We start from the raw sequence: 12,331 nt of genomic DNA, 5'->3' as shown, positions 1-12,331 counted from the left end.
ACCCTAGCGGGGATCGGGGCTACCGAACGCGCCGTTCGCAACGCCGACAATGAAGGCATCCCACGCTGTCCCGTCGAAGACCAGCACAGGCCCGCGGCCACCTCTCTTCGAATCGCGCACGCCGACTCTGCCCTCGCTCAGATGCGCGGCTTCGACGCACTCGCCACTGGCATGGCTTCGACTCGACTTGAACCATTCGGCTCCGGATAGCTCGCTCGTCACGGGCCGCACTCCTTGGCTATCGACAGGATCAGCTGTCGTGTGGTGTCCGGATTCAACGCTACCCGGCTGATCTCGACGAACGCACGGCGATAACGCTCGACCTCCGCCTCCTGCTCCAGGTACAGATCACCGGCGTACTCCTCCACATACACCACGGGCGGCTCGACCATTCCCGTCGCCTTCAGCTTCGGAAACTCCAGTAGCACAAACGATCCCGTCAGCGAGCCCAGATGGCCGGGTGCGCGGAACGGCACCGCGCGAATCGAGATGTTCGGCAGCTGTCCCATGTCCGCGAGTCGGTACAGCTGATCGGCCATGACCGTGCCGCCGCCGATCTGGTCACGTAGCACCGCCTCCCACAAGACCACATCGAGTTCGAATGCCGTGTCCCGCAGTCGTCCTTGCCGATGGACCGCGACCTCGACCTGCTTTTCGACCTGCTCCGTCGGCGAGCCGGGTGATTCGATCCATGCGATCGCCCGCCGATACTCCGGCGTTTGGAGCAGCCCCGGCACGATGGCCGCCTTCCACGTGGTCATCTTCCGTGCCGCCTCCTCCAGGCCCATGTAGTGGTCGAACCCGGACCGCAACCCGTCGGAGTAGGGCCGCCACCAACTCTTCTGCGCCGCCGCCAGTTCCTGTGCGAGCCCGATGAGCACCCGACGCTCGTCGTCGGTGAGGTGGTACGCATCTGCCAGGGCGTTGATCCACAGTTGAGGCACTTTGGATTTCAAGCCGTCCTCCATACGCCCGATCGTCTGCTGCGAGGTCTCCAACAGCCGGGCAACGGCGTAGGCGGTCATGCCCGCACGACGCCGATGCTGGGCCAGCAGTCGTCCCAGTGCCCTATTGGCAAGGGTGGATCCAGCCATTTACTTCGCCTCGCTAGTCGTAGGGCTGAATTCTGGAAGTACCCCGTTCGGAAGTTTGGAACTCACGGCCTGGTTCTCACGAAATGGAACTTCCAACAGTGCTGCGACCAGGGTAGATCTGAAGACATCGCGACGTCCGGAGATTCATGGCCGTCGGAGGAAACATTTCCGGCAATTCGTTCGGCTGACTAGGAGATGTCGAAATGTCTTGGGATGTATGGCTGCTCGTCGCGCTGATTGCCGTTTTCACCGGCATTACGGTTTGGGGTTTCGCGGGCGACTATCTGAACTTGCGGGCGGGTGGTGGGATTCGGTCGCTTCGGCTCACGCTCGTCGGCGGTGGGCACCTCGATGTTCGCGCGGGTGGGGGAGAGGGGCGGTGGCATCGGGGGCGGCATCGAATTGCGGGGGCCGCCGTTTCGCGGGGCGGTGCGCTGGGTTTCGGTGGTCGTCATGGGCGGTGACGAACGGGAGCAGCTCGAGCTGCAGGTCATCGTGGATGTGCTGAACGTCGTCGAGGCCCGGCTGTGTGAGCACGAGCGGCGCGGATGGCGGCTGACCGTGCCGCGCACCCGCATTTACGCGGCCGTGTTGCACGCCGTCATCCTCAGCGCCCGCGCGACCCGGGTCTTCCCCGCCACGCTGGATCGTGCCGACATTCTCGACGCGATTCTCGACGGCGCTGAACCTCCGGAGGACAGCGGTCAACCGGTCGAGGACGCGATCTGCGCTCACCTTGTGAATCTGAATTGAACCGGGGGCGTAGGCGGGCGTTTCGCGGGTCAGCTCGGTTGATTGACGTCGGCCGACCCGGGTGGCGGCGGGATCGGGTCGGCCGTCACACCGGCGATTGCAGGTCGCCGGAGATGTGGGGATGTTCGGCTGAATGGTGGTTCAGGCGGGTAGGTGGCAGGTGTAGCCGTCGGGTGTTCGTTCGATGCGGGAGAAGAAGTCCCAGGCGGCGGCCGAGGCGTTGGGGCCGCAGCGGCGGACCCGGTAGCGGTGGCGGCTCCAGCGGCAGCTGACATTTCAGCGCCCTGCGCGATCGTCGTGGTCGCGCGGGGTTCGTCAGCGACCGACTGGAGACTTCCCGGCCTTCGCGGACCCGATCTCGGTCCCGCCGATGAATTTCCGGCGGATTCGCCGTCGATACCTCTGGGTCCACCGATAGCGGTGGGTCAGCACGGACAATCGATCCCGACGGTGATTCGGCGGGTTGGTGGGAGGCGCAGTGAGCAGTACCAGAGTGTTGGTGACAGGGGCGAGTATCGCGGGGCCCGCGCTGGCCCACTGGTTGCGTCGGCGGGGAGCCGAGGTGACCGTGGTGGAGCGCGCCGCGGAACTGCGGCCCGGCGGCCAGGCTGTGGACGCGCGCGGGATCACCAAGGAAGTCATTCGGCGGATGGGCCTGGACCCAGCGGTGCGCGCGGCCTGCACCCAAACCATCGGCGCGCACACCGTGGATGCGGACGGCAATGTGTTGGAGACCTTCCGTGTGGACGATGATGGCGGCGACGGATTCATCGCGGAAATCGAGATCCTGCGCGGGGACCTGTCGCGGGTGCTCTACGACGACACTCGAGACGGGGTCGAGTACATCTTCGGCGACCGAATCGCCGAACTCGCCCAGGACGCGGACGGTGTCGACGTGGTCTTCGACAGCGGAACGCGGCGGCGTTTCGAGCTCGTGATCGGCGCGGACGGCCTGCATTCCGCCTTGCGCGCAATGGTTTTCGGTCCTCACGAGCAGTTCGTCCGCCACCTCGGGCACGTGCTGGCCTTCTTCAGCGTGCCCAATGAGTTCGGGCTCGACAAATGGCTGATCGAGTACCAGGAATCCGGCCGCTCCGCCGGGTTGCGCCCGATCCAGGACGCCACCCGCGCGATGGCCATGTTCTCCTTCCCGGCGGCCGCGGTCGACATCGACTACCGCGATATCGAGGCTCAGAAGCGGTTGCTGCGTGAGCGGATGGACGGCCACGGTTGGCTGACTCCCCGCATCCTCGCGCACCTCGACGACACCCCGGACTTCTACCTCGATCAGGTCGCCCAGGTCGTGATGGATCGCTGGTGGAGTGGGCGCGTGGGTCTGCTCGGCGACGCGGGGTTCAGTTCCTCCCCCATGTCGGGGCAGGGCACCGGGCTGGCTCTGGTAGGCGCTTACGTGCTGGCCAGCGAACTGGCTGCCGCCGACTGGAACCCAGAAGCGGGGTTCGCCCGATATGAGGCGCTCATGCGTCCGTTTGTCGAGGCCAATCAGGAAATTGCTCAACTGAACGCTCGCAGTCGCGACATCCCCGGTCCCGACAGCGAACCGGGCCCCGATTTCACGGGGGAATGGTTCGCCGACCTGGTCGAGCGCGCGATCAACGGCGTCGAACTGCCCGACTACGCGGACCTGCCGGACCTGTTGGCCGACAACACTTCCCAACGAGGTTCGTAGCTCGGCCAGCATTCTCGAAGGGTCTGTCGGCGCGTCGGCTGTTTCGGACAGGGGGCTCGAACGTTGGTGGGGTGTACGCGTCGGGGGTGCTGGACTGTGCCAGGGTGAGGGTATGGGTGCTGGTTCGTCAAGTCGGCCGACGGCCGAGGATCTTGCCGCGGCGCAGGACAAGACTGTTCCCGACGTGATCGGGCCGGGGTTGCGGGTGCTGTTCTGTGGGATCAATCCTGGGCTGTGGTCCGGAGCCACGGGGTATCACTTCGCTCGGCCGGGCAATCGGTTCTGGCCCGCGTTGCATCGGTCCGGGTTCACGCCGCGGGTGCTGCGGCCGGACGAGCAGCGGGAGATGCTCGCGCTGGGGTTGGGGATCACGAATGTGGCCGCGCGGACGACCGCGAAAGCGGAGCAGTTGAGCGCCGAGGAGTTGCGTGTCGGCGGACGCGCTCTGGTGGAGCGGGTCGAGAAGTACCGGCCCCGGGTGCTGGCCGTACTCGGAATCGGCGCTTACCGCACGGCCTTCGGTCGCCCGCGCACCACCGTCGGTCCGCAATCGGAGCGGATCGGCGATACCGCGATATGGGTGCTGCCCAACCCCAGCGGGCTCAACGCGCACTACACGCTCGACGCGCTCGCCTCGGAGTTTCGCGCGCTTCGGGAGGCAGTCGAGAACGGTTGATCTGCTGGGGGCGCGCTCGCTGTGCGAGTGAGGTTGGGCCGCTGGCGGATTCGCCGTCGCTCGATGTACCAGCCCCCGCTTCTGGTGGGTGTGGTTGTGGCGTGGTGCGGCGTATGGTTCTGCCGTACCACTCCTAGGGGGATGAATTGGCGGTTGAGGGGCGCTCGTCGCGTCTGGTTCTGATGGTCGGAATCGCTTTCACCGCTGTGCTTTTCGGTCTGGGCGGGTGGGATCGCCGGTGGATCGCCGACGACGGGTTGACGGTGTTGCGGACGGTGCGGAACCTGTTGGCGGGCAATGGGCCGGTCTTCAACGTGGGGGAGCGGGTCGAGGTCAACACCAGTACGGGGTGGACCTATCTGATCTGGTTCTTCAGCTGGCTGACCGGGGTGCGGCTGGAGTATGTGGTGTTGAGTCTCGCGCTGGCGCTGTCGATTACGGCTGTCGTGTTCGCCATGCTCGGCGCGGCTCGGTTGTGGGGGCGGGAGAGTTTGATGGTTCCGGCCGGTGTGCTGGTCTATATCGCTCTGCCGCCCGCGCGCGACTACGCGACATCGGGGCTCGAGTCCGGGCTTGTGATCTGTTGGTTGGCGGTGTTGTGGTGGTTGATGGTCGGGTGGGGTTCGGTCGAAAAGCCGCGAACCGCAGGTGTTTACGGTGTGGCATTCGTCGCCGGTCTGGCCCCGTTGATCCGCCCCGAGCTGACCGTGCTCGGAGCGCTCGCGCTGCTGATGATCTTCTGTGCGCCGGTTTCCGGGAACGACGTGCGTCCGTGGCTGTTTCGTGCGCGGCTGCTGCTGGCGGCGGGGTTGATCCCGGTCGGCTATCAGGTGTGGCGGATGGGCTATTACGGTCTGCCGTACCCGAATACGGCCGTCGCCAAGGACGCGGGTGAGGCGAAGTGGCGGCAGGGGCTGGTCTACTTCTGGAATCTGGTCGGGCCGTACTGGCTGTGGGTGCCGCTGGTCGCGCTCGCGGTGGCGGCGCTGGTGACGGTGCGGGCCCGCTGGGGTGTCGGCAGCGATACGAATCTCTTTGCAGGCCAGCGGGTTCGCCGTTGGCGGTCGGCGCTGCGGTCTCCGGCCGCTGTGGTGGCGCTGATGCTCGTCAGCGCCGCTCTGCTCACCGGCTATGAAATCCGGGTCGGCGGCGATTTCATGCACGGTCGCATGCTGCTGCCCCCGCTGTTCTGCGCCCTACTGCCCGTCATGGTGATTCCGCTGAAACCCATTGGGGTCCAGTCGAATAATCGCCGCAATCCGGGTCGTATCGTTGTGGCCGCAGCGCTGGCCGTCACCGCGGTCTGGGCGTTGTGTGCCGCGCAGACGACCGCGATCACGACGGGCAACCGGATCACCGCCTCCGGCATCGCCGACGAACGGGGCTACTACATCCAGACCACCGGCCGCCAGCACCCGATTCGGGCCGAGGACTACCTGGACTACCCGCGCCTGCGCCCCATGCTGCGATTGGTGACCCGAAATCCCTCCGGCGGCTTGGTCATCAACACCCCCTCCTTCACCGACTGGTACCTCGTCCCACCCCCCGACGGCGGCGCGGGCCACACCGTCTACTACGTGAACCTCGGCATGATGGGCATGAACACCCCACTCGACGTCCGCGTCCTGGACCCCATGGGCCTGGCCTACCCTCTAGCCGCCCACACCCTCCGTTTCCCCAACGCCCGCATCGGCCACGACAAAAACCTCGACTCCGACTGGGTAGTAGTCGACTCCGGCATGCTCGACCAATTCCCCTGGCTGCCGTGGTTCCTAGGCCAAGACTGGGGCAACCGAATCCACACCGCCCTAACCTGCCCCCAAACTCAAGACCTCCTGGCCTCCACCCGAGCCCCCCTCACAACCGCCCGCTTCCTCCGCAACCTCCAACACTCCCCGAACTACGCCCGCTACCGCATAGACCGAGTCCCAGAAAACGAGATCGCCCGCTGCCAACTAACCGAACCAGCCTGACGCCCCCCGCCACCGCTGGCCCGAAAGCCACCGGCCGTCAACACATCTGGTCGACGGAACCTCGTGCCTACTTCTTGTCGCAGGCCGTCCCATCACCGTCGGCGTCCAACTCGGAGCGATAACCAGGCTCCCCGCGATGCAGCGGTGCGGCCCCTGCCGCGCGAGCCGCCGCACAGTTCTTGTAGTAAACCGACGCTGGCTTCTCGACCGTCGGCACAACAACCGGCGGAGCGGGCGGTTGCACGGCCACGGTCGATGTGGGAACCGAGGTCGTAGCAGGTGCCGCCTGAGTCGTCGTAGGAGCCGCGGCTATGGTCGTCGGCGGCGCAGCGACCGACGTAGTAGCCCGAGCAGTCGTGGTAGCGGTCCGGGAACTGGTGCTCGAACCGCAACCGGTGAGCAGCGTGCTCCCAACGGCCAAGACCGCGAAGAAGAGCACGACATATCGGGATTTACGCAACGGTTTCCTTCAACAAGTAGTGACATCACCGCCCACCCGAGGATTGCGAGTGATTTCCCAGGCGGCCGAGGCACACGACCCTGTCACGGACCCGTTGCGGCTGTACAGATCTCGACCGCAACATGGCACTCGAGGTCATAGTCGAGCCGGTTATGTCATGCGGCGATCGGGCGGGGGTAGGGGCTTTGCATCGATAGGTAGCGGATTTCGAGGTCGCGGGTGAGGTAGTCCATGCGGTGGTTCCAGAAGTCCTGCATGTGGGGTTGTTCGAGGTGGCGGTCGAGGTCGGCTTTGGAGCGCCAGACTTCGTAGAAGACGAAGGTGGTGGGGTTGGTGGCGTCTTCGTGGAAGTGGTATTCGAGGGCGCCGGGCTCTTCGCGGGTTGGCGCTACGAAGGACAGGAGGAGGTGTTTGAGTTCGGCGGCGCGTTCGGGTTTGGGGTGGGCTAGGCCCATCAGGGCGAAGGGGGCGGTGTCGGCAGGTACGAAATCTGTCATACCTAGGGACCGTAGTGGGGGGTGAGGTACGATGCAAGTCGTACCTAAGGAGGGTGGCGTGAGCGACGACGGGCAGCCGGATTTGGAGGAGATCGAACTCGGGGCTGTTTTGGCGGCGTTGGCCGACCGGAATCGGCTGGAGGTGGTGCTCGCCTTGCTGGCCGATGTCGATGGCGCTGAACGGCATTGCAGTTCGTTCGGGCTTCCGGTGTCGAAAGCTACTCGTACGCACCATTTTCGGGTGTTGCGGCAGGCGGGACTGATACGGCAGGTCGACCGCGGGAACAGCAATATGGCGCAGCTTCGCAAAGCGGAGCTCGCGCAACGGTTTCCGGGATTGATCGAGATGCTCGACGCTGAGAACGAGCGTCGAGCAGTCTGATGTGAGTGGGGGTCAGTCGGCCAGGTAGCGGAGCAGGACTGCGGTGTTGAAGTGTTTGGTTTCGACGAGGCGGAGGCGGAGGCGCTTGTCGAGCAGGGGGAACATGGGGGTGCCGCCGCCGAGGATTGTGGGGGAGATGAAGAGTTGGTATTCGTCGATGAGGTTGTGGGGAATCAGGGAGGCGGCTAGGTTCGCGCCGCCTACTTCCATGGTGCCGTCGCCTTCGGCTTTCAGTTTGCGGACTTCCTCGACCACGTTGTCGCTCACCAGTCGGCTGTTCCAGGCGACTTCGGTGAGGGTGCGGGAGAAGACGACCTTCGGCTTTTCGGTCCAGAGGGCGCCGAACTCGCGCTCGATGGGGGAGGCGTCGTCGGGGACGTATGGCCAGTAGGCGGCCATCAGTTCGTAGAGGTGGCGGCCGTTGAGGGAGACTTCGAGTTGGCGGAAGCGGTCGTTGTGGAATTGGTGCAGCTCTTCGTCGGGGTCGGCCCAGTCGATGGTGCCGTCGGAGTCCTTGATGTAGCCGTCCACGGACACGGTGAAGTCGTAGATCAGTTTTCTCATGATGGGTAGACCTCCTGGGCGGTCGAAATTCATCGGTCTTCAATAGGCCATGGCCGATTGGGTGCGGGTCCAGTCGCGGGGGGATTGGCCGGTCCAGTTCTTGAAGGCGGCGGCGAAGGCGGAAGGGGTGGAGTAGCCGAGGCGGCGGGCCACCTCGTTGACCGGCATGCCGGTGCTGAGGAGGTCTTCGGCGAGCATGCCGTAGGTTTCGTCCTTCAGCTCGCGGAAGGTGACGCCCTCGTCGGCCAAGCGGCGGCGCAGAGTGCGTTGGCTGATGTGGAGGCGTCGGGCCATATCGCCGAGGGTGAGGGCGACGCCGTGGCGGAGCAGTTGTTCGCGGACATCACCGGAGACGGCGCGGCGGCGGCGTCGGGCCTGGATGGTGTCGAGACACTGCTGGGTGTAGCGCGCCGAGCATTCCGGATCGGCTTGGGGCATAGGCTTTTTCAAGGTGGGGTTGTCCACGAACCAGCGGGTTTCGGGGCACCCGAAGTGGACGGGGCCCGCGCCGCTGCCATGCAGATCGAGGAACAGGTCGTAGGTCGGATCCGGTGGGAGTGCGACCTCGACCCGGGTCCGGGGGCCCAGCTCGGGCAGGTGGGAGCCGATGAACTTCAGGCTGCACGTGATATCGCGCTCGATCATGAATCTGCGCACGTCCTCGGGCATATCCCGGTAGTCGAGGACGGTGTCCATGCCGTCACTGACGCGCTCCTGGCGGATGCGAGCGTAGGCGAAACCATTGGCGAAAGCGGCGAACAAGCGCACGAAGTCGTGGACATCCGGGCAGGTGAGCAGGGCCAGCCCCCACACGCCGACCGCCACCCGGTCGATGAACAGTCCCGCGCGCGCACCCGTGCCGGGCGTATCGCCGGTGGCGCGCAAGAGGTTTCGAACGAGGGTGATCTCCTGCCGCAGGGTCACCTCGCCGTCGATGCGCCGAATATCGACAGGCTCGAGCCCGGTATCGCGCAGCAGGTCGGGCAACTCCACCCCGGCCTTCTCCACCGCGAAGGCTGCCAGCAGTTTGCTCGAGTCGTTCGGACGGACTCGCCCCCACTCAGTCGCCATCGCATCAGCTTTTCATGTCGAGCCATTCGCGTGGAGCGGATCGCTGCGATACACAGCCCTTCTCAGACGAGCGGACGACCGGTTCGCAAGCGGCGGCGCAGATCCCACAGGTAGATATTGACCGGGAACCTCCGGACCGCACCGGGCATGCACTCGAGAACGCGTCCGACGGCGCGCAGGAGCCGATCGAAACGGCGCTGCTGCCGATCACTCCAGGTCATCCCCAGCTGCTCGCGAATGGGCGGCGGCAGCATTCCGGTCACGATGAACCGGTGGACGCGAGCGAAGAGCAAGCGCACGGAAATCGGCAGCATCGTCAGATCGATGAGCCCGTCGAGGAATTGCTGAATAGTCGCGTCGACCTTCACAGTGGCCAGTTCCGTCTGCCAGTACACCTCGAACGCCGCACGGTCGACGGGCCACATCTCCGGCCGCACCTGCAACGAGGTGGCCAGGCGCGCCGCATGCCGGTACACGGCGTCGGCGGTCGCCGCGTCGAGTGGACCGTGCATGCGCTGCCAGGTATCGGTCCACCCGATGTAAAGGCATGCGGCCACCCACAATTGGAGTCGCGGGTTCATGGCGTGATAGCTGACCGGGCTCTCCTGGGTGGACCGCACTTGACGGTGCACCTGATCGACCGCCACCCGATAGGCGTCCCGCTCGGCCTCGGTGCCCAGAGTCGCCACACCGAGGTAGGTCAGGGTGGTGCGCAACCGCTTCAGTGGGTGCCGGTCGATGCGGCCCGTGTCGACCGGGCTCTCGTACACGCCGTAGGCGACCTCCGGGCGGCTCAACTGCATGACGACATTCGCCATCCCGCCGAGGAAGGCGGCGGGGCCCTCGATGTAGTCCTTCAGGTCGAAGGCCGCGGGGTCGCCGGTGACCTCTCGCCGTGGGGGCGTGGGGTCTGGGTGGGGCATCGGGACCTCGTTCGGGGTGGGAGAGGGGGTGATTGGCCTGAGCGGTCATTATTCGCTCTGAGGTAGCAGATTTCGGCGCTTCGGCTCGAATTTCGACCGCTGAGGCCAATGGGTTTGCCCCATGAGTGCCGGGTACTTCGAACCAAGACCCCATCGCTCGAAGAAACCCCTGCCCCCTCGACCAAAACCCCGCTCGAAGAAAGGTGGTCACCAATGCACACACAGCGACACACCCCGGTGACGATGCCCTCCCAGGTCGGCTCTCATCTCTCCGTCTTCGACCGCTTCGCCAGCAGGGTCGCCCGGGTCACGTCGAAGGCGTGGTTCTTCGCCTTCTGTGTGCTGCTCGTCCTCGTCTGGGTGCCGAGCATTCTGGTGCTGCCGAGCATCGACACCTGGCAACTGGTGATCAACACCGCGACCACGATCATCACCTTCCTGCTGGTGGCGCTGCTGCAGAACACCCAGGACCGCTCCGACGAAGCCACTCAGCACAAGTTGAACGCGGTCGCCGACGGACTGGCGGACCTGATGCGTGAACTGGGCCGCGACTACCCGGAATTGCAGGGACACCGGCGCGAGCTGATCGACGCGGTGGGGTTGGAAGAGCGGGAAAGCAGCGACGAGTAGGAAACGGCGCAGGCCAGGTCTCGCGCAGCAAGTCGGGCCGCTCGGGCCGTAGCCCGAGCGGCCCGAGTTCTGTTCAGGCGCACACCTCTACCGCGTCGGTCTGGTTGTCCACGCTCGCGGAGAGATTTCCCCGGGTGTCGTTCGGAATGGAGGCGAGCAGCTGCCAGGACCGCCCATTCCAGTTGTAGACGCTCACCGGCTTGCCGGTGCGGTTCCAGTACGAGCTCAGACGGTCGCCGACACCGCCGGAGCCGATGTCGTGCAGTGTGCAGGTGGCGTCGGCGCGCACGATCATGGCGCCGACACCGTCGCGGCCGTCCCAACCACAGAAGGCGCCGCCCGAACAGCTGTAGGGCGGTACCGCCGAGGCCGAGGTGGGGGAGGCGAGGGCGGCGGCTCCGGCCGCGCTGAAGGCCAGGACCGCCGCGGCGGCGCGGGCGAGGTTGCGCTGGGTGATGTTCATCGGTGGGTCCTCATCTGTGTGATTGCTCGAGCCAACTGCTGGCTTGCCACCAACGTTCGACGCGCTCACCAATCGTCGACCAATGATCGACCAATCACCTCGATGCGATGCCGGACCTATTGCGTTGTGCGAGTAGCGGATTCATTGCCGAAGTGCTGCACCAGGCGCGTGTAGCTGTCCTTCGCGTGGCCGTTGTCGATCGCCTCGGCGACGAGTTTCCGTGTGTAGCTGGGCAAGTCGACGTCGATGCCGCGCGCACGGCTTTCGGCGACCAGATCGTCGAGGGACGGTAGGTGATGCTGGAGGGCACCGAAGAGGATGGCGAATTCGGCGCGGTCGATCTCGCTGGCGAGCATGGGGAGCATCGACGGCAGCGCAGATAGGGACGGCTCGGCGTGGTCGGTGAACTCGCCGACCGGGATACCGGCGTTGCCGAGAAGTGCTGCGGCATGGAGGAATCCATTGAGCAGGCCCCACATGATGTCGTGGATGGCCATGCCGTACAGCACGGACGCGCTGGGTGTCGGTGCGACGTAGGTGGGGCGGCCGCCGAGGGTTCGCAGGGTCGCTTCGTGCCGGTCGAACACCTCGCGCGGACCGCTGTAGAACACCACGGCATCGGGCGAGCCGATAGCGGGAGCGATCGTCATGATCTGACCGTGTAGATACTCCGCACCGTGCCCCGCCACCAGTTGAGCGGTGGCCTCGACCTGCTCCGACAATCCGTCACTGACGTCGATTACGGTGCGGCCCCGCAACTTCGGCCCCGCCGCGTCCAGTATCTCGGCCGCCACGTCCCCACCTTTGACATTGACGATCACCACCTCACCCGAGGCCACCGCCGCCGCGGGGCTCTCGGCCAACCGCGCGCCCTTCTCCACGATCGGTTGCGCCTTCGCGGCCGACCGATTCCACACGGTCACCTCGTGCCCCGCGCCCAACAGCGCGGAAGCCAGCGCCGATCCCATTTCGCCCAAACCCAGCACCGTGATCGCCACAGTCTCTCCATTCGCAGGTGGAACAACGAAATGGACTGTAAAAGCTCAACTTGTGTTCAGGTCAAGACATTGATCGGCGGCACGGATCGATGAACTGTGACAGACTGTCTGCGGGACCGCGAGCCGATCGCTCGCCCTTCGATCCCACTCGCTGGAC

Annotated in this window: 15 protein-coding genes; 6 read left to right on the top strand and 9 right to left on the bottom strand. The window is 65.5% G+C overall.

Annotated features, from left to right (window positions below; all coding sequences use genetic code 11):
* Window positions 1-3: 3 nt before the first annotated feature.
* Both ACIBH2_RS04450 and ACIBH2_RS04445 read right to left on the bottom strand, forming a co-directional pair.
* Window positions 4-222, bottom strand: a complete 219-nt coding sequence (locus ACIBH2_RS04450) for a DUF397 domain-containing protein (RefSeq protein ID WP_397113364.1) — start codon at window positions 220-222, stop codon at window positions 4-6.
* Window positions 219-1,094, bottom strand: coding sequence for a helix-turn-helix domain-containing protein (locus tag ACIBH2_RS04445; RefSeq protein ID WP_397113362.1), 876 nt, complete (start codon window positions 1,092-1,094; stop codon window positions 219-221). The genes ACIBH2_RS04450 and ACIBH2_RS04445 overlap by 4 nt, the downstream gene beginning before the upstream one ends.
* Before the next feature lie 339 nt (window positions 1,095-1,433).
* Here ACIBH2_RS04445 and ACIBH2_RS04440 point away from each other — a divergent pair, with 339 nt between their 5' ends.
* The 4 genes from ACIBH2_RS04440 to zomB all read left to right on the top strand — a co-directional run bounded on the left by ACIBH2_RS04440 (window position 1,434) and on the right by zomB (window position 6,186).
* Complete coding sequence (locus tag ACIBH2_RS04440; protein WP_397113360.1) at window positions 1,434-1,847, top strand: hypothetical protein; 414 nt, start codon at window positions 1,434-1,436, stop codon at window positions 1,845-1,847.
* 478 nt (window positions 1,848-2,325) lie between these two features.
* On the top strand, window positions 2,326-3,537 hold the full coding sequence (locus ACIBH2_RS04435; protein WP_397113358.1) for an FAD-dependent monooxygenase: 1,212 nt from the start codon (window positions 2,326-2,328) through the stop codon (window positions 3,535-3,537).
* Window positions 3,538-3,649: 112 nt separating this feature from the next.
* Window positions 3,650-4,213: a G/U mismatch-specific DNA glycosylase gene (gene mug, locus ACIBH2_RS04430; protein ID WP_397113356.1), complete on the top strand. Its 564-nt coding sequence runs from the start codon at window positions 3,650-3,652 to the stop codon at window positions 4,211-4,213.
* Window positions 4,214-4,359: 146 nt separating this feature from the next.
* Window positions 4,360-6,186, top strand: a complete 1,827-nt coding sequence (zomB, locus tag ACIBH2_RS04425; protein ID WP_397113354.1) for a flagellar motor control protein ZomB — start codon at window positions 4,360-4,362, stop codon at window positions 6,184-6,186.
* A 67-nt stretch (window positions 6,187-6,253) separates the two neighbouring features.
* Here zomB and ACIBH2_RS04420 read toward each other — a convergent pair whose 3' ends face one another.
* Entirely contained in the window at window positions 6,254-6,403 is a 150-nt protein-coding gene (locus ACIBH2_RS04420; RefSeq protein WP_397116812.1) for an excalibur calcium-binding domain-containing protein, read from the bottom strand.
* Between the two features lie 398 nt (window positions 6,404-6,801).
* A complete protein-coding gene (locus tag ACIBH2_RS04415) occupies window positions 6,802-7,143 on the bottom strand; it encodes a putative quinol monooxygenase (RefSeq protein ID WP_397113352.1) in 342 nt (113 codons plus the stop codon).
* A gap of 58 nt (window positions 7,144-7,201) precedes the next feature.
* Here ACIBH2_RS04415 and ACIBH2_RS04410 point away from each other — a divergent pair, with 58 nt between their 5' ends.
* Window positions 7,202-7,525 (top strand): ArsR/SmtB family transcription factor, encoded by a 324-nt coding sequence (locus ACIBH2_RS04410; RefSeq protein WP_397113350.1) that lies wholly within the window; start codon window positions 7,202-7,204, stop codon window positions 7,523-7,525.
* A 12-nt stretch (window positions 7,526-7,537) separates the two neighbouring features.
* Here ACIBH2_RS04410 and ACIBH2_RS04405 read toward each other — a convergent pair whose 3' ends face one another.
* The 3 genes from ACIBH2_RS04405 to ACIBH2_RS04395 form a co-directional block, all read right to left on the bottom strand.
* Window positions 7,538-8,089: a dihydrofolate reductase family protein gene (locus ACIBH2_RS04405; protein WP_397113348.1), complete on the bottom strand. Its 552-nt coding sequence runs from the start codon at window positions 8,087-8,089 to the stop codon at window positions 7,538-7,540.
* A gap of 39 nt (window positions 8,090-8,128) precedes the next feature.
* On the bottom strand, window positions 8,129-9,160 hold the full coding sequence (locus ACIBH2_RS04400; RefSeq protein ID WP_397113346.1) for a helix-turn-helix domain-containing protein: 1,032 nt from the start codon (window positions 9,158-9,160) through the stop codon (window positions 8,129-8,131).
* Between the two features lie 62 nt (window positions 9,161-9,222).
* The gene (locus tag ACIBH2_RS04395) at window positions 9,223-10,083 is read right to left on the bottom strand and encodes an oxygenase MpaB family protein (RefSeq protein ID WP_397113344.1); all 861 of its coding nucleotides are present in this window, start codon (window positions 10,081-10,083) and stop codon (window positions 9,223-9,225) included.
* A 213-nt stretch (window positions 10,084-10,296) separates the two neighbouring features.
* Here ACIBH2_RS04395 and ACIBH2_RS04390 point away from each other — a divergent pair, with 213 nt between their 5' ends.
* Entirely contained in the window at window positions 10,297-10,713 is a 417-nt protein-coding gene (locus tag ACIBH2_RS04390; protein WP_397113342.1) for a low affinity iron permease family protein, read from the top strand.
* A gap of 73 nt (window positions 10,714-10,786) precedes the next feature.
* On the opposite strand, the gene ACIBH2_RS04385 is transcribed toward ACIBH2_RS04390, so the two are convergent.
* Both ACIBH2_RS04385 and ACIBH2_RS04380 read right to left on the bottom strand, forming a co-directional pair.
* Window positions 10,787-11,176, bottom strand: a complete 390-nt coding sequence (locus ACIBH2_RS04385; RefSeq protein ID WP_397113340.1) for a peptidase inhibitor family I36 protein — start codon at window positions 11,174-11,176, stop codon at window positions 10,787-10,789.
* 116 nt (window positions 11,177-11,292) lie between these two features.
* The gene (locus tag ACIBH2_RS04380; RefSeq protein ID WP_397113338.1) at window positions 11,293-12,174 is read right to left on the bottom strand and encodes an NAD(P)-dependent oxidoreductase; all 882 of its coding nucleotides are present in this window, start codon (window positions 12,172-12,174) and stop codon (window positions 11,293-11,295) included.
* Window positions 12,175-12,331: the final 157 nt, after the last annotated feature.

Source organism: Nocardia sp. NPDC050406 (assembly GCF_044459025.1).
In the GTDB taxonomy this organism is placed as follows: domain Bacteria; phylum Actinomycetota; class Actinomycetes; order Mycobacteriales; family Mycobacteriaceae; genus Nocardia.
Note: the sequence above shows the minus strand (reverse complement) of the source record. Positions and strands in the feature narration are given on the sequence as shown.

Bases quoted from the DNA above. Each gene is read 5' to 3' on its own strand.
- ACIBH2_RS04395 (WP_397113344.1), bottom strand. From the start codon at position 10,083: ATGCCCCACCCAGACCCCACGCCCCCACGGCGAGAGGTCACCGGCGAC.
- ACIBH2_RS04385 (WP_397113340.1), bottom strand. From the start codon at position 11,176: ATGAACATCACCCAGCGCAACCTCGCCCGCGCCGCCGCGGCGGTCCTG.
- ACIBH2_RS04390 (WP_397113342.1), top strand. From the start codon at position 10,297: ATGCACACACAGCGACACACCCCGGTGACGATGCCCTCCCAGGTCGGC.
- ACIBH2_RS04400 (WP_397113346.1), bottom strand. From the start codon at position 9,160: ATGGCGACTGAGTGGGGGCGAGTCCGTCCGAACGACTCGAGCAAACTG.
- mug (WP_397113356.1), top strand. From the start codon at position 3,650: ATGGGTGCTGGTTCGTCAAGTCGGCCGACGGCCGAGGATCTTGCCGCG.
- ACIBH2_RS04405 (WP_397113348.1), bottom strand. From the start codon at position 8,089: ATGAGAAAACTGATCTACGACTTCACCGTGTCCGTGGACGGCTACATC.
- ACIBH2_RS04445 (WP_397113362.1), bottom strand. From the start codon at position 1,094: ATGGCTGGATCCACCCTTGCCAATAGGGCACTGGGACGACTGCTGGCC.
- ACIBH2_RS04415 (WP_397113352.1), bottom strand. From the start codon at position 7,143: ATGACAGATTTCGTACCTGCCGACACCGCCCCCTTCGCCCTGATGGGC.